Annotated in this window: 28 protein-coding genes and 2 tRNA genes; 16 read left to right on the top strand and 14 right to left on the bottom strand. The window is 63.3% G+C overall.

Features of this window, described 5'->3' with window-relative positions; all coding sequences use genetic code 11:
• A partial coding sequence (locus H146_RS21915; RefSeq protein WP_211213341.1) for a hypothetical protein occupies positions 1–226 on the top strand: 226 nt, incomplete at its 5' end.
• A 499-nt stretch (positions 227–725) separates the two neighbouring features.
• Here H146_RS21915 and tyrS read toward each other — a convergent pair.
• The gene (tyrS, locus tag H146_RS0114370; protein WP_019952583.1) at positions 726–1,928 is read right to left on the bottom strand and encodes a tyrosine--tRNA ligase; all 1,203 of its coding nucleotides are present in this window, start codon (positions 1,926–1,928) and stop codon (positions 726–728) included.
• Positions 1,929–2,056: 128 nt separating this feature from the next.
• Between tyrS and H146_RS0114365 the strand changes: the two genes are divergently transcribed.
• Positions 2,057–3,172, top strand: a complete 1,116-nt coding sequence (locus tag H146_RS0114365; protein ID WP_019952582.1) for an anhydro-N-acetylmuramic acid kinase — start codon at positions 2,057–2,059, stop codon at positions 3,170–3,172.
• Positions 3,173–3,178: 6 nt separating this feature from the next.
• On the opposite strand, the gene H146_RS0114360 is transcribed toward H146_RS0114365, so the two are convergent.
• On the bottom strand, positions 3,179–4,189 hold the full coding sequence (locus H146_RS0114360; protein WP_019952581.1) for a type IV pilus twitching motility protein PilT: 1,011 nt from the start codon (positions 4,187–4,189) through the stop codon (positions 3,179–3,181).
• A gap of 38 nt (positions 4,190–4,227) precedes the next feature.
• Here H146_RS0114360 and H146_RS0114355 point away from each other — a divergent pair, with 38 nt between their 5' ends.
• The 6 genes from H146_RS0114355 (at position 4,228) to H146_RS0114330 (ending at position 8,907) form a co-directional block, all read left to right on the top strand.
• On the top strand, positions 4,228–4,956 hold the full coding sequence (locus tag H146_RS0114355; RefSeq protein ID WP_019952580.1) for a YggS family pyridoxal phosphate-dependent enzyme: 729 nt from the start codon (positions 4,228–4,230) through the stop codon (positions 4,954–4,956).
• Between the two features lie 39 nt (positions 4,957–4,995).
• On the top strand, positions 4,996–5,823 hold the full coding sequence (gene proC / locus H146_RS0114350; RefSeq protein WP_019952579.1) for a pyrroline-5-carboxylate reductase: 828 nt from the start codon (positions 4,996–4,998) through the stop codon (positions 5,821–5,823).
• Between the two features lie 89 nt (positions 5,824–5,912).
• The gene (locus H146_RS0114345) at positions 5,913–6,494 is read left to right on the top strand and encodes a YggT family protein (protein ID WP_019952578.1); all 582 of its coding nucleotides are present in this window, start codon (positions 5,913–5,915) and stop codon (positions 6,492–6,494) included.
• A gap of 106 nt (positions 6,495–6,600) precedes the next feature.
• Positions 6,601–7,839, top strand: coding sequence for a homoserine O-succinyltransferase MetX (metX, locus tag H146_RS0114340; RefSeq protein WP_019952577.1), 1,239 nt, complete (start codon positions 6,601–6,603; stop codon positions 7,837–7,839).
• A complete protein-coding gene (metW, locus tag H146_RS0114335) occupies positions 7,839–8,429 on the top strand; it encodes a methionine biosynthesis protein MetW (RefSeq protein WP_019952576.1) in 591 nt (196 codons plus the stop codon). Before metX ends, metW begins: the two co-directional genes overlap by 1 nt.
• Positions 8,430–8,499: 70 nt before the next feature.
• Positions 8,500–8,907, top strand: a complete 408-nt coding sequence (locus H146_RS0114330; RefSeq protein WP_019952575.1) for an acyl-CoA thioesterase — start codon at positions 8,500–8,502, stop codon at positions 8,905–8,907.
• A gap of 2 nt (positions 8,908–8,909) precedes the next feature.
• On the opposite strand, the gene sfsA is transcribed toward H146_RS0114330, so the two are convergent.
• Positions 8,910–9,605, bottom strand: coding sequence for a DNA/RNA nuclease SfsA (gene sfsA / locus H146_RS19485; RefSeq protein ID WP_019952574.1), 696 nt, complete (start codon positions 9,603–9,605; stop codon positions 8,910–8,912).
• Positions 9,606–9,936: 331 nt separating this feature from the next.
• Between sfsA and dksA the strand changes: the two genes are divergently transcribed.
• From dksA to H146_RS0114285, 8 genes are all read left to right on the top strand, one after another.
• A complete protein-coding gene (gene dksA / locus H146_RS0114320) occupies positions 9,937–10,374 on the top strand; it encodes an RNA polymerase-binding protein DksA (RefSeq protein ID WP_019952573.1) in 438 nt (145 codons plus the stop codon).
• Positions 10,375–11,277, top strand: coding sequence for a tRNA glutamyl-Q(34) synthetase GluQRS (gluQRS, locus tag H146_RS0114315; RefSeq protein WP_019952572.1), 903 nt, complete (start codon positions 10,375–10,377; stop codon positions 11,275–11,277).
• 846 nt (positions 11,278–12,123) lie between these two features.
• Positions 12,124–13,425, top strand: a complete 1,302-nt coding sequence (pcnB, locus tag H146_RS0114310; protein ID WP_019952571.1) for a polynucleotide adenylyltransferase PcnB — start codon at positions 12,124–12,126, stop codon at positions 13,423–13,425.
• Positions 13,422–13,904 (top strand): 2-amino-4-hydroxy-6-hydroxymethyldihydropteridine diphosphokinase, encoded by a 483-nt coding sequence (gene folK, locus H146_RS0114305; protein WP_019952570.1) that lies wholly within the window; start codon positions 13,422–13,424, stop codon positions 13,902–13,904. The genes pcnB and folK overlap by 4 nt, the downstream gene beginning before the upstream one ends.
• A gap of 30 nt (positions 13,905–13,934) precedes the next feature.
• Positions 13,935–14,729: a 3-methyl-2-oxobutanoate hydroxymethyltransferase gene (gene panB, locus H146_RS0114300; protein WP_019952569.1), complete on the top strand. Its 795-nt coding sequence runs from the start codon at positions 13,935–13,937 to the stop codon at positions 14,727–14,729.
• Positions 14,730–14,803: 74 nt separating this feature from the next.
• On the top strand, positions 14,804–15,649 hold the full coding sequence (gene panC, locus H146_RS0114295) for a pantoate--beta-alanine ligase (RefSeq protein ID WP_019952568.1): 846 nt from the start codon (positions 14,804–14,806) through the stop codon (positions 15,647–15,649).
• A gap of 68 nt (positions 15,650–15,717) precedes the next feature.
• Positions 15,718–15,942: an antitoxin MazE family protein gene (locus H146_RS22500; RefSeq protein ID WP_026352003.1), complete on the top strand. Its 225-nt coding sequence runs from the start codon at positions 15,718–15,720 to the stop codon at positions 15,940–15,942.
• On the top strand, positions 15,939–16,283 hold the full coding sequence (locus tag H146_RS0114285) for a type II toxin-antitoxin system PemK/MazF family toxin (RefSeq protein ID WP_019952566.1): 345 nt from the start codon (positions 15,939–15,941) through the stop codon (positions 16,281–16,283). The genes H146_RS22500 and H146_RS0114285 overlap by 4 nt, the downstream gene beginning before the upstream one ends.
• Positions 16,284–16,356: 73 nt before the next feature.
• Here the strand turns inward: H146_RS0114285 and pnp are convergent, their stop codons facing one another.
• From pnp to tpiA, 11 genes are all read right to left on the bottom strand, one after another.
• Positions 16,357–18,486, bottom strand: coding sequence for a polyribonucleotide nucleotidyltransferase (gene pnp / locus H146_RS0114280; RefSeq protein ID WP_019952565.1), 2,130 nt, complete (start codon positions 18,484–18,486; stop codon positions 16,357–16,359).
• Between the two features lie 163 nt (positions 18,487–18,649).
• Positions 18,650–18,919, bottom strand: coding sequence for a 30S ribosomal protein S15 (rpsO, locus tag H146_RS0114275; RefSeq protein ID WP_019952564.1), 270 nt, complete (start codon positions 18,917–18,919; stop codon positions 18,650–18,652).
• Between the two features lie 79 nt (positions 18,920–18,998).
• Positions 18,999–19,937: a tRNA pseudouridine(55) synthase TruB gene (gene truB / locus H146_RS0114270; protein ID WP_019952563.1), complete on the bottom strand. Its 939-nt coding sequence runs from the start codon at positions 19,935–19,937 to the stop codon at positions 18,999–19,001.
• Entirely contained in the window at positions 19,937–20,329 is a 393-nt protein-coding gene (gene rbfA / locus H146_RS0114265) for a 30S ribosome-binding factor RbfA (RefSeq protein ID WP_019952562.1), read from the bottom strand. The genes truB and rbfA overlap by 1 nt, the downstream gene beginning before the upstream one ends.
• A gap of 20 nt (positions 20,330–20,349) precedes the next feature.
• Entirely contained in the window at positions 20,350–22,872 is a 2,523-nt protein-coding gene (gene infB / locus H146_RS0114260; RefSeq protein ID WP_019952561.1) for a translation initiation factor IF-2, read from the bottom strand.
• A 51-nt stretch (positions 22,873–22,923) separates the two neighbouring features.
• On the bottom strand, positions 22,924–24,408 hold the full coding sequence (gene nusA / locus H146_RS0114255) for a transcription termination factor NusA (RefSeq protein WP_019952560.1): 1,485 nt from the start codon (positions 24,406–24,408) through the stop codon (positions 22,924–22,926).
• A gap of 44 nt (positions 24,409–24,452) precedes the next feature.
• Entirely contained in the window at positions 24,453–24,911 is a 459-nt protein-coding gene (gene rimP, locus H146_RS0114250) for a ribosome maturation factor RimP (RefSeq protein WP_019952559.1), read from the bottom strand.
• Between the two features lie 163 nt (positions 24,912–25,074).
• A tRNA-Met gene (locus tag H146_RS0114245) sits at positions 25,075–25,151 on the bottom strand.
• A gap of 112 nt (positions 25,152–25,263) precedes the next feature.
• Positions 25,264–25,350: transfer RNA gene (locus H146_RS0114240), tRNA-Leu, on the bottom strand.
• A gap of 132 nt (positions 25,351–25,482) precedes the next feature.
• Positions 25,483–25,923, bottom strand: a complete 441-nt coding sequence (gene secG / locus H146_RS19480) for a preprotein translocase subunit SecG (protein WP_019952558.1) — start codon at positions 25,921–25,923, stop codon at positions 25,483–25,485.
• Between the two features lie 4 nt (positions 25,924–25,927).
• On the bottom strand, positions 25,928–26,677 hold the full coding sequence (tpiA, locus tag H146_RS0114230; RefSeq protein ID WP_019952557.1) for a triose-phosphate isomerase: 750 nt from the start codon (positions 26,675–26,677) through the stop codon (positions 25,928–25,930).
• Positions 26,678–26,746 lie beyond the last annotated feature (69 nt).

The raw sequence follows: 26,746 nt of genomic DNA, 5'->3' as shown, positions 1-26,746 counted from the left end.
CGAATCTCTTGACGAGTGTTCGTCCTGCTCGACTATCGATGTGACTGTGTCACGCGAGCCGGACGCCCACACAAATTGCCTGATCGACTTGTTAAAGAGCGCTCCTGAAGCACCGGCCCGAATGGGCGCCGCTTCGAGAGAGTGGGCATTCTACAGCCCGTCATCGAAATGTCAACCGTTGTGCGCTGCGTTGACCGTCGATGATGAAGTGAAACAGGGCTTTTGAAAAACCGCTTTTCGACCGGAAAAACAAGCCGAAACAATCACCTGCTGCACTTCCCGCTGCCGCCGTGGCCTCTTGCCCCGTGACAGCGGATGCGCACTTTACCGCCCGTGGCGGCGCCATGCAACCCCGCTGTCATAAAAAAATCGTCGGGAACGATTTTTGACGCCGAAGGCGGCCCGAAGGGGGTTCGCAAGGGAGGGCGAACACAACAAATCGTCGGGAACGATTTTTGACAGCGCCAGATCAACAAAAAGCCTGCTGTTGCATGGCAACAGCAGGCTTTTTGCTGCCGATCCTCCTTGATCGGCTACCACCGCCTTCCATAGCGATGTTCAGGATTTTACGCCAAGGCACCCATTCCATAGGTAGTTCGGCGCTATCCCTGCGCCTCCTGCCCCAACGTATGAAAACCATACTCCGGCGTACCACCCTTGTCCAACTTTATTTGACGAAAATTGATAAACCTTTCCTATCTGTACAATTAATTGTGAAAAAACACTCACATCTTGAGTTTTACCCGGGCATAACGCTTCTTGCCTGCCTGTATGATGTAGGCCTGCCCGGGAGCCAGAGCGGCGTCACCGGAGACCTGCTCACCATCAACCCATACCCGCGCGCTTTTCAGCATATCCTTCGCCTGGGCACTGTTCTGGACAAGCCCGGCGCGGTTAAGCACAAAGCCGATCGGCGCAGCCTCCATACCCTCGATGGACACTTCAACTTCGGGCAGATCGTCGGGCAGCTCCCCTTCGGCCAATTGGTTACCGCTGGAGCGGTGGGCATTGGCAGCGGCTTCCTCGCCGTGAAACCGGGCCACCAGCTCACGTGCCAATACCATCTTGATATCGCGGGGGTTGGCACCGGCATCGACTTCAGCCATCAGCGTGCGAACGTCATCCATCGGTTTCAGCGACAGCAGTTCGAAATAGCGCCACATCAGACTGTCGGGCATCGACACGATCTTGTTGAACATTTCGCCCGGGCGGTCAGTAATACCGACATAGTTGTTCAATGATTTGGACATCTTCTGCACACCGTCCAGGCCCTCGAGCAGCGGCATGGTCAGCACCACCTGCGGCGCCTGGCCGTGACTCTTCTGCAGCTCGCGCCCCATCAGCAGATTGAACTTCTGATCGGTGCCGCCTATCTCGACATCCGCCTCCAGAGCCACCGAGTCATAGCCCTGAATCAGCGGATAGAGAAACTCATGAATGGCGATCGACTGATTAGCGCGGTAGCGCTTTTCGAAATCGTCACGCTCCAGCATGCGCGCCACCGTCGACTGTGCCGCCAGCCCGATCAGATCGGCGGCCGACATCCTGCCCATCCAGTCGGCGTTGAACACTACCTCGGTGCGCTGCGGATGCAACACCTTGAAAACCTGCTCCTGATAGGTACGGGCGTTGGCCTGCACCTCCTCCTCGGTGAGCGACCTGCGCGTTGCGCTTTTGCCGGTAGGGTCGCCGATGCGGCCGGTGAAGTCGCCAATCAGAAAAAGAACGTGATGGCCCAGATCCTGAAACTGGCGCAGCTTGTTGAGCAGCACGGTATGACCCAAATGCAGATCGGGCGCAGAGGGGTCGAATCCCGCCTTGATACGCAGCGGGCGCCCCAGCGCCAGCTTGCGCTCGAGGTCCTCTTCGATCAGCACTTCATGGACACCGCGCTTGATCAGCGCCAGCGCATCGGCGACATCCGTCATCGTCACTCTCTCCCTCGGCAAGACGGCCACACCGCCGCGACCGACACGCGGGCGATGGGGCATTTCAAATGGCGGCCATGATAGCATGATGGACGCAGCGCGGCGCCTGCCGGCAACAGGAGAGAGCGATGAGCCTTGTAGTGGGTTTGATGTCCGGTACCAGTCTCGATGGTATCGATGCGGCGCTACTGCGCTGCCAAGCCGACAGCCGCCCGCAGCTGCTCGAGGCGCTGGGGTTTGACATGCCGGCGCCGCTGCGACAATCGCTTTGGTCACTATGTCACGCCGAGGGGATAGATTTTGCCGAGCTGGCCCGCATCGAGACGCAGTTCTGCCGCCTGCAGGCACAGGCGGTAGCCGCACTGCTGGCAAAAAGCGGCGTCAACGCCACCGACATCGCCGCTATCGGTAGCCACGGCCAGACGATCGAGCATCGCCCGGACGGCAACTTTCCCTGGACCTGCCAGCTCGACAATCCGAACCTTCTGGCCGAACTGACCGGCTGCCCGGTAGTGGGCGACTTTCGCCGCCGCGATCTGGCCGCCGGCGGGCAGGGCGCGCCGCTTGCGCCGGCCTTTCACAACGCCCTCTTCCGCCACGACACGCAGTGGCGCGTTTTGCTCAACCTCGGCGGCTTCGCCAATCTCACCCTGCTACCCCCGCATAACAGCGCGCTGCCGGTCACCGGCTTCGACACCGGACCGGCCAACGTCCTGCTCGATGGCTGGCATGCCCGCCATCGCGGTGAGAATTTCGACAGCGGCGGCCAGTGGGCCGCCAGCGGCCGAGTCGATAACAACCTCCTGAAGCGGTTGCTGGAGGATCCCTTCTTTGATCGCTCGCCTCCCAAAAGCACTGGCCGCGAACACTTTCACCTCGACTGGCTGCAACCGCGCCTTGCCGATGAAACGCCGGCCGACGTGCAGGCCACGCTCAGTGAATTGACCGTCGAAAGCGTGGCGCGAGCGCTGGAGCAGGCGCTGACGTCCGAACAGCGCGCTACGGCCGGCCTGATCGTCTGCGGCGGCGGCGTCCACAATGGCTATCTGCTGCGTCGACTGGAGCAGCGTCTGGCGCCTCTCGAGCTGATGCCGTGCGAAGCCTTCGGCTGGTCACCGGACTGGCTGGAAGCGGGGGCCTTCGGCTGGCTCGCGTGGCGCCGGCTGGAAGGGCTGAGCGGCAACCTTCCGGAAGTTACCGGTGCCGCCGGCCCACGCATACTGGGCGCGCTCTACCACCGCTGAAATTCGCTACAGCCCGTAATCGTCGTGCAGAATCACGCCTTCCGACGCCAGCCGCGTCAGCGCCGACTCCATGGTCTGCATTCCCAGGCTGCCGCCGGTCTGAATGGCAGAGTAGATCTGCGCCACCTTGTCTTCGCGGATCAGATTACGCACCGCCGAGTTGACGATCAGGATCTCGTGGGCCGCGATTCGGCCACCACCGATACGCTTGATCAGCCGCTGCGAGATCACCCCACGCAGCGACTCCGACAGCATCGAGCGGATCATTGCCTTCTCCTCGCCGGGAAAGACATCCACCACGCGGTCGACGGTCTTGGCCGCCGAGGTGGTGTGCAGCGTGGCCAGTACCAGATGGCCGGTCTCCGCTGCCGTCAGCGCCAGCCGCATGGTCTCCAGATCGCGCAGCTCACCGACCAGCAGCACGTCCGGGTCCTCGCGCAGCGCCGAGCGCAGCGCATTGTTGACCGCATGGGTGTCGCGGCTGACCTCGCGCTGGTTGATCAGCGCACGCCGTGAATGGTGCACAAACTCGATCGGGTCCTCGATGGTCAACACATGCTGGTGACGGGTGGCGTTAATGTAATCGAGCATTGCCGCCAGCGTGGTCGACTTGCCCGAGCCGGTCGGCCCGGTGACCAACACCAGCCCGTGAGAGCAGGAGGCGAGTCGGCGGAACACCTCGCCCAGCTCCAGCTCCTCGAGGCTCGGAACATTCGCCGCAATGGTACGAAAGACGCCTGCCACGCCACGATCCTGGTGAAAAAGATTGACGCGAAAGCGCGAGACCCCCGCCACTTCATAAGAGAAATCGATCTCGAGTTCACGCTCGAACTCTTCGCGCTGTGCCTCGTTCATCACACTGTCGAGCAACTCACGCGTCGCGGCATTATCCAGCGCAGCGCTGTTGAGACGACGGATATCGCCGTCGACGCGCATCATGGGCGGCAAACCGGCGGAGAGATGCAGGTCGGAGGCGTTCTGTTTTGCTGTAAATGCCAGCAGTTCGGTAATATCCATGCGGTTGCCATCCCGGTGTCGATTGAGAGAGATCATTCATGAGCGAGCAGCAGCGGCCTGCGGCCGACGTTCAGGACCCAGGTGTCCGGGACAATATCGTCGCCGCGCGCCGGCGACTTGAGCAGGCATTGAAGCGAGCCGGGCGCGGGCACGACAGCGCCCTGCTGCTGGCGGTCAGCAAGACCAAACCGGTCGCGATGCTGCGCGAGGCTTTCGCCGCCGGTCAGCGCCACTTCGGCGAGAACTACTTGCAGGAAGCGCTGGAGAAACAGCAGGCACTGGCCGATCTCGAAGGCATCGAGTGGCATTTTATCGGCGCCCTGCAGTCCAACAAGACGCACGACGTCGCCTGTCATTTCGACTGGGTGCACACCGTCGACCGCCTGAAGATCGCTCGCCGGCTCAGCGATGCCCGCCCCGCCGAACGCGGTCCGCTGAACATCTGCCTGCAGGTCAATATCAGCCGCGAAGAGGCCAAATCAGGGGTAGATCCGCAGGCGCTGGCGGCGCTGGCCGAACAGGTCATCGCGCTACCCGGGCTGCAGCTGCGCGGTCTGATGGCAATTCCGGCTCAGGAGGAGGACGAAGAGCGCCAACGCGTGCCCTTCGCCGAGCTGCGCCGGCTGCTGGCGTCACTGGCCGAGCGTCACCCCGAAGCACCACTGGACACGCTGTCGATGGGCATGAGCGGCGACCTCGAAGCCGCCGTCGCCGAAGGCGCTACCATTGTCAGACTGGGCACCGCCCTTTTCGGCGCACGCCGCTGAGCCGATGATATCCCACTCACTTTTCGCAGGGACACCGCCATGGCAAGTCAACTGACCTTCATCGGCGCCGGCAACATGGCCGGCGCCATTTTCGCCGGGCTGGTCGACAGCGGCTACCCCGCCGATGCCATCACCGCCACCGCCACCCATCAGCAGGCGCTGGAGCGTCACCGCGCCCGCTACGGCATTAACATCACGACTGACAACGCCGCCGCCGTCAGCGAGGCCGATGTGGTCGTGCTGGCCGTCAAGCCGCAGATCATGCGCGAAGTGTGCGAACCGCTGCAGGAGGCGCTGCAGATCAGCCGCCCACTGATGATCTCGGTGGCCGCCGGCCTGACCGTCGACACCCTCACCCGCTGGCTGGGCGACGACAGCCTCGCCATCATCCGCTGCATGCCCAACACCCCCGCCATGGTCGGCGAAGGGGCGATGGGACTCTACGCCACCGCGGCGGTCAGCGAGGCGCAGCGCGAACTGGCCGGCGAGATTCTGTCGGCGGTGGGCATGGTCGAATGGGTCGAGGAAGAGGGCCTGCTCAACGCCGTGACCGCCATCGCCGGCAGCGCACCGGCCTACTTCTTCTATATGTATGAGGCGCTCGAACAGGCCGGCGTGGCCCGCGGGCTGCCGCAGGAGAGCGCCCGCCGGCTGGCGCTGCAGACCGCCTTCGGGGCCGCCCGCATGGCGCGCGAAAGCGAATTCGACCCGCAGACCCTCAAGCGTCAGGTGATGTCACCCCATGGCACCACCGAGGAGGCGATCAAAAGCCTTGAAAACGCGGGCTTCGAAAAGATGATCGATAATGCCACACTGGCCTGCTTCAAGCGCGCCGAAAGCCTGGCGCGCGAGCTGGACGATCAGTAGCTGCCGTCGATGACGCGACGGGCGACAGCGAGATGGCCGGCCATTCACCCGATGACGCGATCTATCTGAAAAAGCAATGGAGAGCCTTGATGGGCAGCCAATTGGGTAACACCGGCATCATGCTGGTCAATACCCTGATCAATCTTTACCTCTTCGTGCTGATGCTGCGCTTTCTGCTGCACGCCTCGCGCGCCGACTACTACAACCCCATCAGCCAGGCGGTGGTCAAGGCCACTTCACCACTGGTGGCACCATTGCAGCGCCTGATCCGTCCCGCCGGGCCGGTCGATATCGCCACCCTGGTAGTGGCGCTGCTGTTCAAGGCACTGGGGATACTGATCATCTGCCTGATGATCTTCGGTATGCCGCCGATCGGGCTGCTGCTCACCGCAGCACTGGCCGGAGTGGTCAACGCCATTCTCAAGATCTACTTTTTCGCCCTGATCATCATGATCATTCTCAGCTGGGTGGCACCGCAGTCTGCTCATCCGGGCGCCCTGCTGGTGTATCAGATCACCGAGCCGATCATGGCACCGGTGCGGCGCATCATCCCGCCGCTGGGCATGATCGATCTGTCACCTATCGTGGTCTTTTTGCTGATCAACGTGCTCGACAGTTTCCTGGTCGGCTCGCTGAGCCGCGCCGCCGGGCCGCTCGCACCGCTGATCTGAACGATCCGCCGGCGTTGCCACGCGACAACGCCGGCCGCCGAGACACCGCACCGAGCGCCCTGCGTTGGGCCCCTGCGCCCGACCACTCGACCGAATCCGAGAATCGATGACCGAAGAGAGCCCCCCGCTTCAGTCGACAGGCCTGGTCACCTCACAGGTGGCCCGCTTCGACACCCCGCTGCCACTGGCCTGCGGTCGCGAGCTGCCCGCCTTTGAGCTGGTGTACGAGACCTACGGCGAGCTCAATGCCGATCGCAGCAACGCCGTACTGATCTGCCACGCCCTCACCGGTCATCATCACGCTGCGGGCTATCACCACGTTGACGACCGCAAGCCCGGCTGGTGGGACGCTCATATCGGCCCCGGCAAGAGCATCGATACGCGACGCTTTTTCGTCATCTCGGTCAACAATCTCGGCGGCTGCCACGGCAGCACCGGGCCGCAGAGCATCGATCCGAACAGCGGCCGGATATGGGGCCCCGACTTTCCGCTGATGACGGTCGAGGACTGGGTGCACAGCCAGGCCATGCTCGCCGACCGCCTCGGCATCGAACGCTTCGCTGCGGTAGTGGGCGGCAGCCTCGGCGGCATGCAGGCACTGCAGTGGAGCATCACCTTCCCCGCGCGGCTCGCCAACGCCGCCGTGATCGCCGCCACGCCCAAACTCTCGGCGCAGAATATCGCCTTCAACGAGGTCGCTCGTCAGGCGATTCGCTCCGACCCCGAGTTCCATGACGGCTGGTACGCCGAACATCAGGCGTTACCACGCCAGGGGCTGCGACTGGCGCGCATGGTAGGCCATATTACCTACCTCTCCGAACACGCGATGGGCGCCCGCTTCGGCCGCGACCTGCGCACCGACCGGCTCAATTTTGGCTACGACGTCGAGTTCGAGGTCGAGTCCTACCTGCGCTACCAGGGCGACAGCTTCTCGAGGCGCTTCGACGCCAACACCTATCTGCTGATGACCAAGGCGCTGGACTATTTCGACCCCGCCGGCGACAGCGACGATGACCTCGCTCGTGCGCTGTCACCGGCGCAATGCCGCTTTCTGGTGGTCAGTTTTTCCACCGACTGGCGTTTCGCTCCCGCCCGCTCGCGAGAGATGGTCGACGCGCTGCTGCGCGCCGGCAAGGGCGTCAGCTATGCCAACATCGACTCCTCCCACGGTCATGATGCCTTCCTGCTGCCCAACGAACGCTACGCAGCGGTACTGGGCGGTTTCATGCAACGTATCGCCAACGACATCGAAACGATCGACGCCAACAGGCCGAGCGGCGATGGCGCTCACCATGGCGAAACCTCACGGCAGCGGATGCCAAACGATCAGAGGGAGTCAGGCTGATGCGCGCCGATCTGGCACTGATTTACGACTGGATTCCACAGGGCGCTCGGGTACTCGACCTGGGCTGTGGTGACGGCACGCTGCTGGCCGCACTGTATCGTTACAAGGGGGTGACCGGTTACGGCCTCGAGATCGACGCTGACGGCATCTCAAGCTGTCTGAAAAAGGGCGTCAACGTCATCGAACAGGACATCGACCAGGGGCTGGCCAACATCCCCGACGACATGTTCGATCTGGTGGTCATGACGCAGTCGCTGCAGGTGGTACGCCGTCCCGACCGGATCCTGGAAGAGATGCTGCGAGTGGCACACGAATGCATCATCTCCTTTCCCAACTTCGCCTGGTGGCGCCACCGCCTGGCGCTGGGCCTGCGCGGTCGCATGCCGGTATCGCGCTCGCTGCCCTATGCCTGGTACGACACCCCCAATATCCACCTCTCGACCTTTCGCGACTTCGCCGAGCTGTGCCGCGCCCAGGGGCATACCATTGCCGATCGCGCGGTGGGCAACGGCAACGGCGAGGGGCGCTGGCGTCACCGTCGCTGGCCCAACCTCTTCGGTCAGAACGCCATCTTCAGGGTACGGCGCTGATAGACACCGAAAACGGGTCCTGCGCTTATACTATAGTATAAAGCGATATCTGCTACTGTGAGGCGCCTGCATGAACTTCCATACTCGCAAATGGATCAAGCCCGAAGACCTCAATCCCAACGGCACCCTGTTCGGCGGCAGCCTGCTCAAGTGGATCGACGAGGAAGCCGCCATCTACGCCGTCATACAGCTGGGGCATAACCGGGTGGTGACCAAATACATGTCGTCGATCAACTTCGTCTCCAGCGCCCGCCAGGGGGACGTGATCGAACTGGGCATCACCGCCACCCGCTTCGGCAAGAGCTCACTGACCCTGCACTGCGTGGTGCGCAACAAGTTCACTCAGAAAAATATCCTGACGATCGACGAGATCGTTTTCGTCAACATGGACGAGAACGGCCGCCCGACGCCCCACGGCAAGACCGAAATCACCTACCTGCGCGATCGCAACCTGGAAGACGCCGACCGCGCGACCTGATATCAACCGACGACAAGGCGGCGCTCGGCAACGATGTGGCCTGCATCTATTCGACAGCCCAGCGCCCGCACCTCGACGCCGGCCGTACGAGCGCGCTCGAAAGCCGCCGCCCAGCCAGGGTCCAGATGCGTGGCGGGGAGCACTCGCTCGATCTGCGTGTGCGCGACGATAAACAGCAGCATCGCCCGCTCGCCGCCCTCGACCAGTGCCGTCAGCGCTTCCAGATGACGCCGCCCACGAGCACTGACCGAATCAGGAAAGTAGCCCGACCCGTCGTCCTCCTGCAGCGTCACCTGCTTGACTTCCAGCCAGAGCGGCACCGCATGGGTATCATCGATACGGAAATCGAGCCGCGCCTCGCCGCAGCGCACCTCGCGATCAATGCGGGCATCGGCGGACAGAGCCATGACCCGGCCGGCACGTAGTGCCTCTTCGGCGATGGCATTGGTACGTCCGGTATGCACCGAAGCCAGCGCGCCACCGGGCAGCTCGATCAGCTCCCAGGTCCAGGCAAGCCGCCGTTTGGGGCTATCGTGAAAAGAGACCCATACCCGGCAGCCGGGCACATTGACGGCGCGCATCGACCCCGTGTTGGGGCAGTGCGCGGTAATCACGCGCCCATCGTCAAGGCGAATATCCGCCAGAAAACGCTTATAGCGCGACAGCAGTACGCCGCAATAGAGTGGCGGCAACAGCATCCCTTCTCTCCCTGGTTCCCGGAATTTTGCATGACACCAGCCCCGGCTGTATCTCGGCCCCGGAAGCGCTGAATAAATCGACGAGCGAGATGAAGCGCGAGGCGCATGGAACGCAGAAAACGAGACATAACATGAGGTTAGGCGAGTTTTCGAGTACCACGCAACGCAGCGATTCGCTCGCGCAGGCATTTATGCAGCGTTTCCCTTGCACGGGCTTGCAATCGGCTCGTGTTTACTTTAAATAACATGGCCCCGAGGCGAACGATGCGGCGTTCGCCAAGCCCCGCCGCGGGCCCGCGGCATCGCCATCCACTATCGTGAGGCATCCTTAATGGCCGTAGCCGAAAAGCAGGAATCCGTTCTCGACACCTTCAAGCCCTACGAGCCGGCGCCCGGCGAAGAGTATATGAACGAGCAGCAGCTGGCGCACTTTCGCCACATACTGCTGAGCTGGAAGAAAGAGCTGATGGAGGAGGTCGACCGCACCGTTCGCCACCTTCAGGAAGACGTCAATAACTATGCCGATCCGGCCGATCGCGCCACCCAGGAAGAAGGGTTCAACCTCGAACTGCGTACCCGCGACCGTGAGCGCAAGCTGCTCAAGAAGATCAACGAAACCATCGACAGTATCGATGAAGACGACTATGGCTTCTGCGAGGCGTGCGGCGTCGAGATCGGCATCCGCCGTCTTGAGGCGCGCCCCACAGCGACGCTGTGCGTCGACTGCAAGACGCTTTCCGAACTCAAGGAAAAGCAGCTGGGAGGCTGAATGCCTGCCGTCATGACCCCCACGGGCCCCGCGGTGGTCGGCCGTTTTGCGCCGACCCCTTCGGGGCCACTGCATTTCGGCTCGCTGCTGGCGGCACTGGCGAGCTGGCTTGACGCACGCGCCCGGGATGGGCGCTGGCTGCTGCGCATCGAGGATATCGATCCGCCGCGCTGCCCAGCCGGTACCGATGCCACCATTATCGCGCAGCTGGCCACCTTCGGTCTCGAACACGACGGCGAAATTCGCTACCAGAGCCGTTGTGAAGGGCGCTACCGCGATACGCTGACGCGCCTTGCCGATGCCGGGCTGGCCTACCCCTGCAGCTGCTCACGTCGCCAGTGGCGCGACTATCGGGTCTATCCCGGCTGGTGCCGCAGCGGCGTCAGCGAGCCCGGGCGCGACTGCGCCTGGCGGCTGCGTACTGACTGCGGCGACGATATCGTTAGCTGGCACGACCGCCGTCTGGGCCTGCAGCACTGGTCGCTGGCCACCCTGGGCGATGTGATCCTGAGACGGCGCGACGGCCTGTGGGCCTACCAGCTGGCGGTCGTCGCCGACGATTTCGAGCAGGGCATCACCGATGTAGTGCGCGGTGCCGATCTGCTCGACAACACCGCGTGGCAGATTCTGCTGCAGCGCTCGCTGGGCTGGCCCACGCCGCACTACCTGCATCTGCCGCTGGCAGTGGCCGACAACGGCCAGAAACTCTCCAAACAGAACCTCGCAACCGCGCTGCCAACCGATGACACAGCCGCGCGCGCCCTGCTGTTCGAGGCACTGACGCTGCTTGCGCAGCCGGCGCTGTCGGCCGCCACACCAATCCGTGAACAGCTCGACGCTGCCCTGGCAGGCTGGCGACCCGACGCCCTGCCGGCGGGGCCTCTCAGCCACCACGGCGGCTGAACTATCGACCATCGTCGCCTTTTCCCGATCCGAGTGCAGGGTATGCTGAGCACAGCCTTGCACCAGCACACATCCTTGTTACACAGAAAGCACCAAAATCGTGCAAAAAGGCATCAAAATAGCCCTGCAGGCTGCGAGACGCTGCTTTAAAAAACCTAAAAGCCTTTGAAATAAAAGGATAAAACAAGAAACTGGCACAGCTTGTGCTCTCTATAAAGTGAACGCGCAACAAAAACAAACAGCGCTTCACAGGCAGGCGTTTTTCAATAACAACAAAAAAGAGACACCTGCAGGGTTACGGCAACCCGGAACAATAACAATATCCCAGCCGGACATTCGGGCGTCGGGGTTGTTCCCTGAAAACGCCAGACGGAGCAGACAACAACAAAAGCGCTCCGGGTCGATATGCGATGTCAACGCAGGACGGTCCAACAACAACAATGCCGCCTCACGACACTCCGAAACAACAACAAGAGATCGGAGCAGCCAATGGCTATCGTCATGGAAGATCGTTTTGAATACGAGATGTTTATCGAAACATCACAACAACAACAGCGCGCTGAACCCTTTGCTGATGAACATGGTACGTATTCAGGGCGATGAGCCATCACGAAAATAAAACAGGGCATTCATTCGCGGGGAGGCCAACGGCCTCCCCGTTTTTTACGCCTATCGCCGGCGTGCTATGCAAGCTCCCATCGCTCGGCTAGACTATTTCCAGATCATTTCGATGTCTCGCTCAGATCATGATGCTCCGGTGCGGGCGTCCACACTTCCACAGGTCAGTATGGCTTCACCTTGACGCCCACCATCCTCCCTCGCGACCAGCACCCCATCTCCCGTCGAATGCTCAGCGACAGCGCGCTGAAGGTGCTCTATCGTCTCGACCAGGCCGGCTTCGAGGCCTACCTTGTAGGCGGCTGCGTGCGTGATTCGCTGCTCGGTCAGGTCCCCAAGGACTTCGATGTCGCTACCAATGCAACGCCCGAGCAGGTGCGTGGCGTCTTTCGTAACGCCCGTATCATCGGCCGCCGCTTTCGTATCGTCCATGTGCGCTTCGGCCGCGAGATTATCGAGGTCACCACCTTTCGCGGCGGTCATGAGGGAGAGGAAGCCGAACGTCACGCCCAGCAGTCACAGGAGGGCCTGCTACTGCGCGACAACGTCTGGGGCAGCGTCGACGAGGACGCCATGCGCCGCGACTTCACCGTCAATGCGCTCTACTACAGCATCCGCGATTTCGCCATCCATGACTGGACCGGCGGTATCGAGGATCTCGAACACCGCCTGCTGCGCCTGATCGGTGCTCCGGCGCAGCGCTATCGTGAGGATCCGGTACGGATGCTGCGTGCGGTGCGCTTCGCCGCCAGGTTCGATTTTGCACTGGCCGAAGATACCGAAGCGCCGCTGCACGACTACGCCCATCTGCTGTTGCAGATTCCGCCGGCACGGCTTTTCGAGGAAGTACTCAAGCTCTTTCTCTCCGGGTACGCCCTCGACACCTTTCACGGTCTGCGACGCTATGGGCTGTTCGCCATGCTCTTTCCCGCTACCGAGGAGTCCTTCGAGCAGCTCGACTGGGCGCTACCGATGGTCGAGCAGGCACTGGCCAACACTGACGCACGCATCCGCGCCGATAAGCCGGTCACGCCGGCCTTTCTCTACGGCGCGCTGCTGTGGCCGGCCGTGGTCTACAGCACCAATCGCCTCACTGCCGACGGCATACCGCCAGTGCCCGCCGCGCAGCAGGCCGGACAGCAGGTGATCGGCCGCCAGTTACAGCACACCTCCATTCCCAAACGCTTCAGCCTCCCCATGCGTGAAATCTGGGACATGCAGCTGACACTACCGCGCCGACGCGGCAAACGCCCTTTCCAGACGCTGGCCCATCAACGCTTTCGCGCTGCCTACGACTTCCTGCTGCTGCGCGAATCCGCAGGTGAACTGGCCCCCGGCCTGGGCGACTGGTGGACCCGCTTTCAGGACGCCGGCGAAGAGACCCAGCGCGACATGGTCAAAGAAGTCGAAAGCGGCGCCGGCAGCGATGACGATGACGCCGAACAGGCTGCGCCGGAAAGCCTTCCCCAGCCGCGTCGCAAGCCACGGCGCCGGCGCCGGCGTCGCGGGCCGCCGCAGGGCAACGAATGAACCGCGCCTGGATCGGTCTGGGCAGCAATCTCGACGATCCACGCCGCCAGGTTGAAACAGCCCTGGAAGAGCTCGATCAACTGCCGCTGACCCGTCGCACCGGCGCCTCCTCCTGCTATGCCAGCCGACCGCTCGGCCCGCAGGATCAACCGGATTTCATCAATGCCGTGGCCGAGCTGGAAACCGGCCTGTCGCCGCTGGCGCTGCTTGACCAATTGCAGGCGCTGGAGCAGCGCCACCGCCGCGTGCGCGATCGCCACTGGGGACCGCGCACTCTGGATCTCGACCTGCTGCTGTACAATGACCGGCAACTAAAGACGCCGCGGCTGACACTGCCGCACCCGCAGATGCATCAGCGCGCCTTCGTGCTGCTGCCGCTGCGCGAGATAGCGCCCGAAATGATTCTGCCCGACGGCCGCCGCCTCGACGCGCTGGCGGCGACACAGCGCGCCGAAGGGCTGCAGCGCCTGGCCGACTGACGCCGGGCACGCTTAGCCGGAGAACGCCCTATGCCCAAACCCGTGACGCTTCGCACCCTCGTTGAGCATCGCGCCAACGCAAGCGCCTTCAGCTGCCTGACCGCCTACGATGCCAGCCTGGCGCGCTGCGCCGACGCTGCCGGCGTCGACGTGCTGCTGGTCGGCGACTCGCTCGGCATGGTACTGCAGGGCCACAGCGATACCCTCGCCGTGACCCTCGACGACATGATCTATCACACCCGCTGCGTGGCCAGCGGCCGTCAGCACAGCCTGCTGATGGCCGACCTGCCCTTCATGACCAACGTCACCACCGAGCAGATTTTGCACAGTGCCGGGGCGCTGATGCGCGCTGGCGCACAGATGGTCAAACTGGAGGGCGAGGCCTGGCTGGCCGAAGCCGTTACCGCGTTGGCGCGCCGCGGCGTTCCGGTCTGCGTGCACATGGGCCTGACGCCCCAGAGCGTTCACGCCTTCGGTGGCTACCGCGTGCAGGGGCGCGACGAGGTGCAGGCGCAGCACCTGATCGAGGCGGCGCAGACACTCGAGGCGGCGGGCGCGGCGGTCATACTGCTGGAGTGCGTGCCGCGCGTACTGGCTCAACGCCTGCATGCGGCGGTCAGCGTGCCGGTGATCGGCATCGGCGCCGGCCCCGAAGTGGACGGCCAGATTCTGGTCATGCACGACATGCTGGGCGCCACCAGTGGCCGGGTACCGCGCTTCGTCAGAAACTTTCTTGCCGGCAGCGGCAGCCTCCAGGATGCCTTTCGCGCCTACCACGAGGCGGTGCGTGAGCGCCGCTTCCCTGCCGACGAACACTGTTTCTGAATCCTCGCGACACCTTTAAAAGTACTCATGTGCCGAAGGCAGTGTGTCGCTCCGAAACGGACTCAAACCTCCCTATGCAGCTCTTTCACCACATCACTGCGCTACAGCAGCAGCTTGATCAGTGGCGCCGCGCCGGCGAGCGACTGGCACTGGTACCCACCATGGGCAACCTCCACGAGGGCCACATGGCGCTGGTCGACGCCGCCCGAGCGCGGGCCGATCGGGTGATCGCCACCCTGTTCGTCAATCCGCTGCAGTTCGGTCCCGACGAGGATCTGGAACGCTATCCGCGCACCCTCGAGGCCGACTGCGAGCGACTGACAGCGCGCGGCTGCGACGCTCTGTTCGCCCCGGCGGTCGAGACGCTCTATCCGCATGGGCAACAGGACCTTACCCGCGTGCAGGTGCCGGGCGTCTCCGAAGGGCTGTGCGGCGCTCACCGGCCAGGCCACTTCGACGGTGTGAGCACGGTGGTCAGCCTGCTGTTCCACATCACCCGACCCGATCTGGCCTGCTTCGGCGAGAAGGATTTCCAGCAGCTGGCGGTCATTCGCAAGCTGGTGCGCGACCAACACTTCCCCATCGAGATCGTCGGCGTGCCGACCACCCGTGAGCGTGACGGTCTGGCACTCTCCTCGCGCAACGGCTATCTCGACGCCGATCAGCGGCGCATCGCACCGCGCCTGCATCAGCGCCTGACGGAAGCGGTGGCGCGCCTGAACCATGGCGAAGAGCGTCAACGAGTGCTGGCCGAGACGCTGACGAGACTCGAAGCCGACGGCTTCGAGCCGGAATATCTCGAACTGCGCCACGCCGACACGCTCGCCCCCTGCCTGCCCCGGAACGGCCCCTGCGTACTGCTGGTCGCCGCCCGACTGGGCAGCACGCGGCTGATCGACAATCGGCGGCTCAGGAGCTGATGCCAATTGGCAGGTGGCCTCGGTAGTGGTAAATTACATGTCACCGTCTCACCACTAGGAGGGTCAGCATGGCATCCCGAACGGATTCAAGCTCCTCGAGCCGGAAAGTCAGCGAATATCGCGCCAGACTGCGTGCGCGGGGGCTGCGCCCGATACAGATCTGGGTACCGGATGTACGGGCACCATCCTTCATGGCCGAAGCGCATCGTCAGTCGCTGGCTGTCGCGCAAAGTGATCGTACCAGCGATGATCAGGCCTTTATCGAGTCAGTATCCGATTGGCCCGGCGAATGAAGCGCGGCGAGATATGGACAGTGGCGGGAGGACCACATTATGCAGGCAAACCACGCCCAGCCGTCATTGTTCAGGATAACAGTTTCGACGCCACGGATTCGCTTACCCTCTGCGCCTTCACCTCCGACACCACCGAGGCCCCGCTGTTTCGGCTGCCTATCGCCCCCAACGAGCGCAATGGCCTGCAAGTCACTTCATGCCTGATGGTCGACAAGATCACCACTGTGGCAAAATCGAAGCTGGGCGACAGAACAGGACGGCTGGATGATGAAGAGATGCTTCGCCTCAATCAGGCCATGCTGGTTTTTCTCGGCCTGGCGATATCACCACGCGGGCGGTAGAAAGCGCAACCTGCGCTGTCGGTAAAAACCCCGCCGCGGCGGGGTTTTGCATTACCGAGAGAGGACAACGCGATCACTCGCCCTCTTCCAGTGTCGCCTCGAACGCCGCCTTTTCTTCTTCACCGATCTCCTTGATGGAGAGCTTGACGCGATTGCGGTTGTCGATGTCCAGCACCTTGACGGTCACCATCTGACCTTCGCTCAGGTAGTCGCGCACGTCGTTGACCCGCTCCGGCACGATCTGCGAGATGTGCACCAGACCGTCGGTACCCGGCATGAAGTTGACGAAGGCACCGAAGTCGGCAATGCGCACCACCTTGCCGCGATACAGCTTGCCGATCTCGGCCTCGGCGGTGATCGCCAGCACGGTGTCGACGGCACGCTTCGCCCCTTCGCGGCTTTCCGCGTAGATGCGCACGCTGCCGTCGTCGTCGATATCGATCGAGGCGCCAGTGTCCTCGCAGATCTGACGAATGGTGGCGCCGCCCTTGCCGATCACGTCGCGGATCTTCTCCGGATCGATCTTGAGCCGCGTCATGGTGGGCGCATGCTCGGCCACTTCGGTGCGGCTTGCGCCGATCACGCGGTTCATCTCGGCAAGGATCTGCTGACGCGCCTGGTGTGCCTGGGCCAGCGCCTTCTCCATGATCTCTTCGTTGATGCCCTCGATCTTGATGTCCATCTGCAGGGCAGTCACGCCTTCTGCGGAACCGGCTACCTTGAAGTCCATATCGCCAAGATGGTCTTCGTCACCGAGGATGTCGGTCAGGACGGCGAAGCGCTCGTCTTCCTTGACCAGGCCCATGGCGATACCCGCCACCGGCGCCTTGAGCGGCACGCCGGCGTCCATCAGCGACAGCGATGAACCGCACACCGAGGCCATCGAACTGGAACCGTTGGACTCGGTGATCTCGGAAACCACCCGAATGGTATAGGGGAATGTCTCGGAGTCCGGCAGAACCGCCGCCACGCCGCGCCGCGCCAGCCGGCCATGGCCGATCTCGCGGCGCTTGGGCGAGCCGATGAAACCGGCTTCGCCGACGCTATAGGGCGGGAAATTATAGTGCAGCATAAAACTGTCGTGACGCTCGCCGTCGAGCCCCTCGATCAGCTGCGCGTCGCGCGAGGTGCCCAGGGTGGTGGTGACGATCGCCTGAGTCTCGCCGCGGGTGAAAAGCGCCGAGCCATGGGTGCGCGGCAGTACGCCGACGGCGATATCCAGCGGACGGACGGTGCTGTGATCGCGGCCGTCGATGCGCGGCTCACCGCCCAGCACCCGCTCGCGCACGATGCGCTTCTCGAGCCCGGCAAAGGCGCCGCCGACCTCTTCACCGGTGTAGAGTGGCGCCTCGCCGTCGGCCAGCCGGGCGATGGCCTCGCTGCGCAGCTCGTCGAGGCGCTTTTGACGCTGCATTTTGTCGGTAATGCGGTAGGCCTCACCAATGCCGCCCTCGAAACCGCCGGCCACGGCCTCCTTGAGGGCGGCATTATCCGCCTCGGGGCGCCAGTCCCACTTCGCCTTGCCGCCTTCCCGGACGAACTCATTGATGGCGCTGATGGCGACCTGCATCTCTTCATGGGCGAACAGTACCGCGCCCAGCATCTCGTCCTCGGAGAGCTCCTTCGCCTCCGATTCGACCATCAGCACGGCCTTGTCGGTGCCGGCCACGACCATATCCAGCTCGGAATTCTTGAGCTCATCCTGAGAAGGATTGAGGAAATAGCCACGCTCATCGGTGAACGCCACCCGGGCGGCGCCGATGGGACCGGCGAAGGGCACGCCGGAGATCGCCAGCGCCGCCGAGGTTCCCAGCATGGCCGCGATATCGGGATCCTGATGGCGTTCGGCGGAGAGCACCGTGCAGACCACCTGCACCTCATTGAGAAAGCCCTTCGGGAAGAGTGGGCGAATGGGGCGATCGATCAACCGCGAGGTGAGGGTCTCCTTCTCGCTGGGACGCCCCTCACGCTTGAAAAAACCGCCCGGGATGCTACCCACGGCGTAGGTCTTTTCCTGGTAGTGCACCGACAGGGGAAAGAAGCCCTGGCCGGGTTTGGGTTCGTTTTTGGCCACCACCGTGCAGAGCACGACAGTGTTGTCCATGGTCACCAGTACGCTGCCGGTGGCCTGGCGGGCCACACGACCGGTCTCGAGGGTGACGGTGTGATTACCGTACTGAAAGGTCCTGGTTACGGCGTTCAATGCGCTGTCCTTTTGCTGTCTATCGTTCGTCTTTTGGCTCGGCGCCATCTTAAAACCGATCCCGGCGGGTGTCACTGACGGCTTGCAGACAGGCCCATAACAAAACAGGCGGCCCCCGAAGGGAGCCGCCCGCTCGCAGCATCGTGATGCTGAACAGCAGCAATCAGCGACGCAGTCCCAGACGCGAAATGATCTGCTGGTAGCGGTCGAAGTTCTTGCGCTTGAGATAGTCCAGCAGCTTGCGGCGCTGGTTGACCATGCGGATCAGGCCACGACGGGAGTGGTGATCCTGCTTGTGGTCCTTGAAGTGGCTCTGCAGGGTGACGATGTTGTCGGTCAGCAGGGCGATCTGCACTTCCGGCGAGCCGGTATCGGTGTCGTTGGTGCCGAATTCTCTGACGATTTCGGCCTTGCGTTCGGCAGTCAGTGCCATTGCGTTCTCTCCAGTGAATATGCCTGAGCATTTGAATATCCGAGACCGCGCATATCTGCAGTCTCATACCGAGCCCCGATCAGGTCTCGGCGTTGCACACACCGCCCTGTGAAGCGGTGTTGATCAGTCGCCGTGGGCTGCACTGCCCCGGCGCGCTGACGGTAACCACACCCAGCAGGGTGTGATCGTGATAGAGCCTGGCAGCGCTGCCGATGGCCAGCCCACCGTCGTCGAGGGCGATCGTCTGCCCCATCCTGATACGGTGCGCACCTTCGTCATCGGCGGCCAACGCCGGCAGGTGCTCGAGCAGCACCTCTACCGGCAGCAGGCGCTCGCGGCGCGCAGCGGGGTCAAGCGCCTCCAGCGTTTCGAGCGTTGTCATGGCGCTGTCGTCGAAAGGGCCGCTGGCGAGCCGCCGCAGCCCATCGAGATGGGCACCACAGCCCAACCGTGCCCCGATATCCTCGGCAAGAGTACGCACATAGGTACCCTTGCTGACGCTCGCCTCGATGGTGAACCCCTCCGAGCGGCGCTCAACCAGGCCGATATGATAAATGCTGACGCGTCGCGCTGCACGTTCGATCTGCTCACCCCTGCGGGCCAGCTCATAGAGCGGCCGACCGCCAACCTTGAGCGCCGAATACATCGGCGGCACCTGATCGATGTCACCGACGAACTCATCCAGCACTGCTTTCAATGTCTCGTCATCCAGCGCCGGTACGGCGCGACTCTCCAGTATTTCTCCTTCGCGGTCGCCGCTATCGGTCACCGCACCCAGCCGCACACTGGCCAGATAGCGCTTGTCGGCCTCCAGCATCCAGCTGGAAAACTTGGTCGCTTCACCGAAGCAAAGCGGCAGCAGACCGGTGGCCATCGGGTCAAGCGTGCCGGTGTGACCGGCCTTTTGCGCCCCGAAAATACCGCGCGCCTGCTGCAGCGCACGGTTGGAGGTCATGCCCTCGCCCTTGTCGAGCAGCAGCACGCCGTCAATGGGCTCGCCGCGCCGCCTTCTGGCCATCAGTCACGCGTCCCTTCGTCGTCATCGCCACGTTCGCGGTCGCTCTCCACCGCGCGATCGATCAGTTCGGCCATTTGATGGCCGCGGGTGACCGACTCGTCGTAATGAAAGCGCAGCTCCGGGACGTGGCGCAGCTGCATGGTGCGCGCCACCCGCGAGCGCAGAAAGCCACGGGCGCGCTTGAGCACGGCAAGGTTTTCGCCGATGCGCTGCTCGTCGTTTTCACCCATCAGAGTGATGTAGACGTCGGCATAACCCAGGTCGCGACTGACGCGGGCACTGTTGACCGTCACCATCCCCAGCCGCGGGTCCTTGATCTCGCGCTGTATCAGCAGCGCAAGCTCATGAGCCAGCTGTTCGCCGACGCGGTCGGTACGACTGAATTCACGCATGGCTTGCCTCCCACGGCGCCTTACAGCGTCCGCTCGACCTGTTTCTGATCGAAGACCTCGATCTTGTCGCCAACCTGGACGTCGTTGTAGTTGCGCACGCCGATACCGCACTCGACGCCGCTGCGCACTTCGTTGACGTCATCCTTGTAGCGACGCAGCGACTCCAGTTCGCCTTCGTAGATCACCACGTTCTCGCGCAGCACACGGATGCGCTTGTTGCGATGCACGGTGCCCTCGACCACCATACAGCCGGCCACCGCCCCGATCTTCGGGGCGCGGAAGACGTCGCGAACCTCGGCCACACCGACGATCTCTTCCTTCCACTCCGGCGCCAGCATGCCGCTCATCGCCTGGCGTACTTCGTCGATCAACTGGTAGATGACGCTGTAGTAGCGCAGCTCCAGCCCTTCGCGCTCGACGATGTCACGCGAAGTGGCATCAGCGCGAACGTTGAAGCCGATGATGATGGCCTCCGAAGCCACCGCCAGGTTGGTGTCGGTCTCGGTGATACCGCCGACCCCGGAGGAGACCACCGCCACCTTCACCTCGTCGGTGGAGAGCTCTTCCAGCGCGCCGCGGATCGCTTCCAGCGACCCCTGCACGTCGGCCTTGAGGACGATATTGACGGTCGCCGTCTCCTCCTGGCCCATCTGGCTGAACATGTTTTCCAGCTTGGCCTTCTGCTGGCGCGCCAGACGCACCTCGCGATACTTGCCCTGACGGAAGTTGGCCACTTCACGGGCCTTCTTCTCGTCGGCCACCACCATGAAGTCGTCACCCGCCTCGGGCGTGCCGTCGAGACCGAGGATCTCCACCGGCATCGCCGGACCGGCCTCGTCAACCTGCTTGCCCAGTTCGTTGACCAGTGCACGCACGCGACCGTAGTGCAGACCGGCCAGCACCACATCACCGCGCTTCAGCGTACCGTTCTGAACCAGTACGGTGGCCACCGGGCCGCGCCCGCGGTCGAGACGCGACTCCACCACCACACCCTTGCCGGGCGCTTCCGGCACCGCCTTCAGCTCCAGCACTTCGGAGACCAGCAGCACCGCTTCCAACAGGCCGTCGATGTTCTCGCCGCTCTTGGCCGAGACGTGCACGAACTGGGTCTCGCCGCCCCACTCTTCGGAAATGACGCCGTGCTGAGAAAGCTCGTTACGCACGCGGTCCGGGTCGGCGCCTTCCTTGTCGATCTTGTTGACCGCCACCACCAGCGGCACCTGGGCCGCTTTGGCGTGTTCGATCGCCTCGATGGTCTGCGGCATCACGCCGTCGTCGGCGGCCACCACCAGAATGACCACGTCGGTCGCCTGGGCACCGCGCGCGCGCATGGCGGTAAAGGCAGCGTGGCCGGGCGTATCGAGGAAGGTCACGCCGCCGTGATCGCCCTCGACGTGATAGGCACCGATATGCTGGGTGATGCCCCCCGCCTCGCCGGTTGCCACTCTGGTACGGCGAATGTAGTCGAGCAGCGAGGTCTTGCCGTGATCGACGTGGCCCATCACGGTCACCACCGGCGCACGGGTGATCTCTTCACCCTCGTAGGAGATGTTCTCGATCACTTCAGTCTCGAGCGCATCTTCCTTGACCAGTTTCGGCCTGTGGCCCATCTCCTCGACCACGATAGCGGCGGTGTCCTGGTCGATGGTCTGGTTGATGGTGACCGCAGCCCCCATCTTGAACATCGCCTTGATTACCTCGTTGGCCTTGATCGCCATCTTGTCGGCAAGATCGGCCACGCTGATCGATTCGGGAATTGCCACTTCACGCACGATATGCTGCGCCGGCTTCTGGAAGCCGTGCTGGTTATCGCTGCGTCCGCCGCCGCGACGACCGCCACGGCGCTGCTCGGCGCGCCTGGCCTTCTTGCCGCCACGCTTGCGCTCATTACGCTCGCTGCGCTCGTCGTCTTCATCGCGACGCTGATCGCGGCGACCACCAGATGACTTGTTACCGTCACGGCGCGCACCACGGCGATTGTCACGCCCCTCTCGCGGGGGCGCCTCGGGCGCCGATGCCGGCGCCGATGCCGGCTCGTCGACGGGCATCTCTTCGGCGGCAGTCTCCTCCACCGGCGCGGCCTTGTCGGAAGCGGTATTGGGCGACTCGCTCTGTTCGACGGCGACCTGCTCGGGGGGATGCGACGGCGCGCTCTCGACCTGTGGCGACTCGGCGGGGCTCTGCTCGGCGGGGCTCTGCTCGCTGCTCGCTGCCGGCTGTTCCTCACCACCCTCTTCCGACTCGCCGCGCTTGACGTAAGTGCGCTTTTTACGCACCTGCACCTCGATGGTCTTGTTACGACCATCGCCGGAGCGAATCTTGCTGCGGGTCTTGCGGGTCATGGTGATGCGATTGCGATTACCGCGCGCCCCAGGGCCACCGTGACTTTTGGTGAGATGATCGAGCAGCCGCTGCTTGTCCTCTTCGGAGACCGCATCGTTCTCCTTCTTGTGCGGCAGGCCTGCTTCACTCATCTGCTCCAGCAGGCGGTCGACATCGCGACCTACCTTGCCGGCAAATTCCTTAACCGTTGTTTCTGCCATTATGACCTCCTGAACCCGTGACCTGACGCGATACGGCGCACGCTATGACTGCTACTCGAACCACGGCGCCCGGGCCGTCATGATCAGTGCCGCAGCACGCTCTTCGTCCATTCCCTCGATATCCTTGAGGTCTTCGATGGACTGCTCGGCAAGATCTTCCATGGTGATGATGCCGCGCCCTGCCAACCGATAGGCCAGGTGCTGATCCATGCCGTCCATCGCCAGCAGATCCTCGGCTGGCGCCGTGCCGTCGAGCTCCTCCTCGGTGGCGATCGCCAGGTTGAGCAGCTCATCCTTGGCGCGGGCACGCAGCTCATTGACCATCGTTTCGTCGAAGCCCTCGATCTCCAGCATCTCCTCCAGCGGTACATAGGCCACCTCCTCGAGCGAGGTAAAGCCCTCTTCCACCAGCAGACGCGCCAGCTCGTCGTCGACATCGAGATGGTTGATGAAATACTCGATGTGACTGTCGACCTCCTGTTCACGCTTGCCTTCGGCCTCGTCCTCGGTCATTACGTTGAGCGTCCAGCCGGTCAGCTCGCTGGCCAGCCGCACGTTCTGACCGCTGCGGCCGATCGCCTGGGCGAGGTTGTCTTCTCCTACCGCCACGTCCATCGAGTGACTGTCCTCGTCGACCAGGATGGAGGCCACATCCGCCGGCGCCATGGCGTTGATCACCAGTTGAGCGGGATTGTCGTCCCACATCACGATATCGACGCGCTCGTTGCGCAGCTCATTGGAAACCGCCTGCACCCGCGAACCGCGCATACCCACGCAGGCACCTACGGGATCGATGCGGCGATCGCTGGTCTTGACCGCGATCTTGGCGCGCGAGCCGGGATCGCGCGAGGCGCCCTTGATCTCGATCAGTTGCTCGGAGATCTCCGGTACCTCAATGGTGAACAGCTCGACCAGAAACTCCGGCCGGGTACGCGACAGGATAAGCTGAGCGCCCTTCGCCTCCGGGTCGACGCGCCACAAAAGCGCGCGCACCCGCTCGTTAAGACGGTAGCGCTCGCCGGGGATCATCTCGCCGCGCGGCAGAAAGGCCTCGGCATTCTCGCCCAGATCGATGATCAGACCGTCACGTGTCGTTTTCTTGACCGTGCCGCCGACCAGTTCACCCTCACGCTCGGCGTAGTGGCGCACGATCTCGGCGCGCTCCGCCTCGCGCACCTTCTGCACAATCACCTGCTTGGCGGTCTGGGCGGCGATACGTCCGAACTCGGCGGACTCGATCTGCTCCTCGACCACGTCGTCGAGGCCCAGCGGCGGCTCGCGCTCTTCGGCGGCGCCCAGCGGAATCTGACTGGCCGAGGTGGTGTAGTCCTCGTCGGGCACTACCGTCCAGCGACGAAAGGTATCGTAGTCACCGCTTTCGCGATCGATACGCACGCGGATATCGACCTCCTTGCCCTCGAAACGCTTGCGCGAAGCGCTGGCCAGTGCCGCCTCGACTGCCTCGAAGATGATGTTGCGGGGAACACCCTTCTCATTCGAAATTGCATCGACGACCAGCAAAATGTCTTTGCTCATGTCATGTGCCTCGCCAGAAAATTCCTTGTTGTCACCGTGGCCGATCAGTCAAAACCGGGCACGACGCGCGCCTGTTCGATGGTCTCGATCGGGAAACCATACTCTTCGCCCTCGAACTGCAGGAGCACTTCCTCTTCGTCGACGCCGGCCAGCAGCCCCTTGAAACGCCGCTGCCCCTCGAAGGGCGCACGCAGCCTCAGCGTAATGGTGTGGCCGGCGAAACGCGCGAAATGGGACAGCGTGTAGAGCGGGCGATCCATGCCGGGAGAGGACACTTCCAGCTGATACTGCCCGGGAATGGGATCTTCGACATCAAGCAGCGCGCTGACCTGACGACTGACGTCGGCACAGTCGTCAACGTTGACGCCGTCATCGTGCTCGATATAGACCACCAGCTTCGAATGCTTGCCCTGAGCCTGATAGTCGATACCCCAGAGCTCAAAGCCCAGCGCCGCGACGGCGGGCTCGATCAGCGTATGCAGTGTTTCTTGCCTGGTCGGCACGACATGGCCTCCTGCAGTGGCATCAGGCACCCGAGAGCAAGTGACAGGAGAGCGGACAAGGTGACTGATGGGCGTTCCTGTTGCGCAGAATAAGGGGTGCGCTGTAACAAAAAGCCCCTTCGAAGGAAGGGGCTTTTCGAGAAAAAGCTGTCCACTCGATGAGTGGTAGCGGGGGCCGGATTTGAACCGACGACCTTCGGGTTATGAGCCCGACGAGCTACCAGGCTGCTCCACCCCGCATCAGAATGCGCCGACAGTATAAAGACCTTTTCATCCTGAAGCAATAACCTTGCAAATCAGGGCGATCGCGCGGGATCGGGTCGATTCTCTGCTGCGACCTTCAAACTCCCCTTGGTGCCGAAGGCGGGACTTGAACCCGCACGACCGTAAGGCCACTACCCCCTCAAGATAGCGTGTCTACCAATTCCACCACTTCGGCTTCAGGGCTGACAGATAACGCTGTCACGCGCCGGGAATCACTTCCCGGAAAAGAGGCGACGCTCGCCGCTGCCGCCTCAATACTGGCGCAATATTATGCCGACCGGCCGCGCCTTCGTCAAGCGAGATCTTGTCAGGAGCCTTCGCCGAGACTCGGGGCCTGCTGATTGCCGCCGTCACTGCCGGGTACGCTCAAACCGTCGCTACCGCTACCTTCAGCGGCGCTACCGGCGTTTTCGCTGCCGCTCTGCGCTGCGTCGTCGTTCTGATCGAGCTGGGGCACGCCGGAGCGCTGCTGCTCGATCACACTGGCATCGGGAATACCGCTCTGCTCGCCGCTACCGCCGCGATCGACCATCCAGGCAAGCCCCAGCGACGTCGCAAAAAAGAGCGCTATCAGTACGCCGGTCAGTCGCGCCAGCGTATTGGAGGTGCCCTGCGAGCCCAGCACCGTCTGGGAGGCGCCGCCGCCAAAGGCGGCACCGGCTTCCGCCCCCTTGCCGCGCTGGAGAAGTACCAGCGCAATCAGGCTGACGGCGAGAACAATGTGAATCAGGATCGTGGCAACGTACATGACATCAACCTGCTGCGTGACAAATCGCGATAAAGTCGTCGGGTTTGAGCGAGGCACCGCCGATCAGGCCGCCGTCGATATCCGGCTGTTTCAGAAGCTCGGCAGCGTTGTCCGCTTTCATGCTGCCGCCATAAAGCAGCCGCATGCCCTCTGCCAGGCTCGGCGACAGTTCGGCCAGCCGGGCACGGATCATGGCGTGCACCTGCTGCGCCTGCTCGGGCGTGGCGGTGCGCCCGGTACCGATGGCCCATACCGGCTCATAGGCGATCACCAGACGCTCGCGCTGCGCGGGCTCGAGCGAGCCCATAACGGCATCGACCTGCCCCAGCACCACCGCCTCGACACGGTCGTCCTCGCGCTCCTCGAGGGTTTCGCCGATGCACAGCAGCGGCGTCAGCCCGGCCTCCAGCGCGGCGCGTACGCGCGCCAGCACGGCAGCGTCGTCTTCGCCGTAGAGGGTGCGCCGCTCGGAGTGGCCTGTCAGCACCAGCTCAACGCCGCACTCCTTGAGCAGGGCAGCACTGGTTTCGCCGGTATGCGCGCCCGGAGCGTTGGGGTTGAGCGTCTGCGCCCCCAGTCGGACCGGAGAGTCGGCCAGCGCCTGGCCCGCACGCATCAGCAGCGTAAACGGCGGTATCAGCGCCACCTCGACGTTGCTGTCGAGATGCGCACCGGCCAGCGCCTCGGTGACGGCATCGATCAGCTCGAGCGAGCCGTTCATCTTCCAGTTACCGGCGATCAGTGGCGTACGCATGATGACTTCTCCCTGGATCGGTTGGCGGCCTGGCGCAGTGGGTCAGGCTCACCCTGTGCCCTCGCGGGA

Origin of the sequence: Kushneria aurantia DSM 21353 (assembly GCF_000382245.1) — a bacterium.
GTDB lineage: Bacteria > Pseudomonadota > Gammaproteobacteria > Pseudomonadales > Halomonadaceae > Kushneria > Kushneria aurantia.
This window is presented reverse-complemented; position numbering and strand designations above follow the sequence as displayed.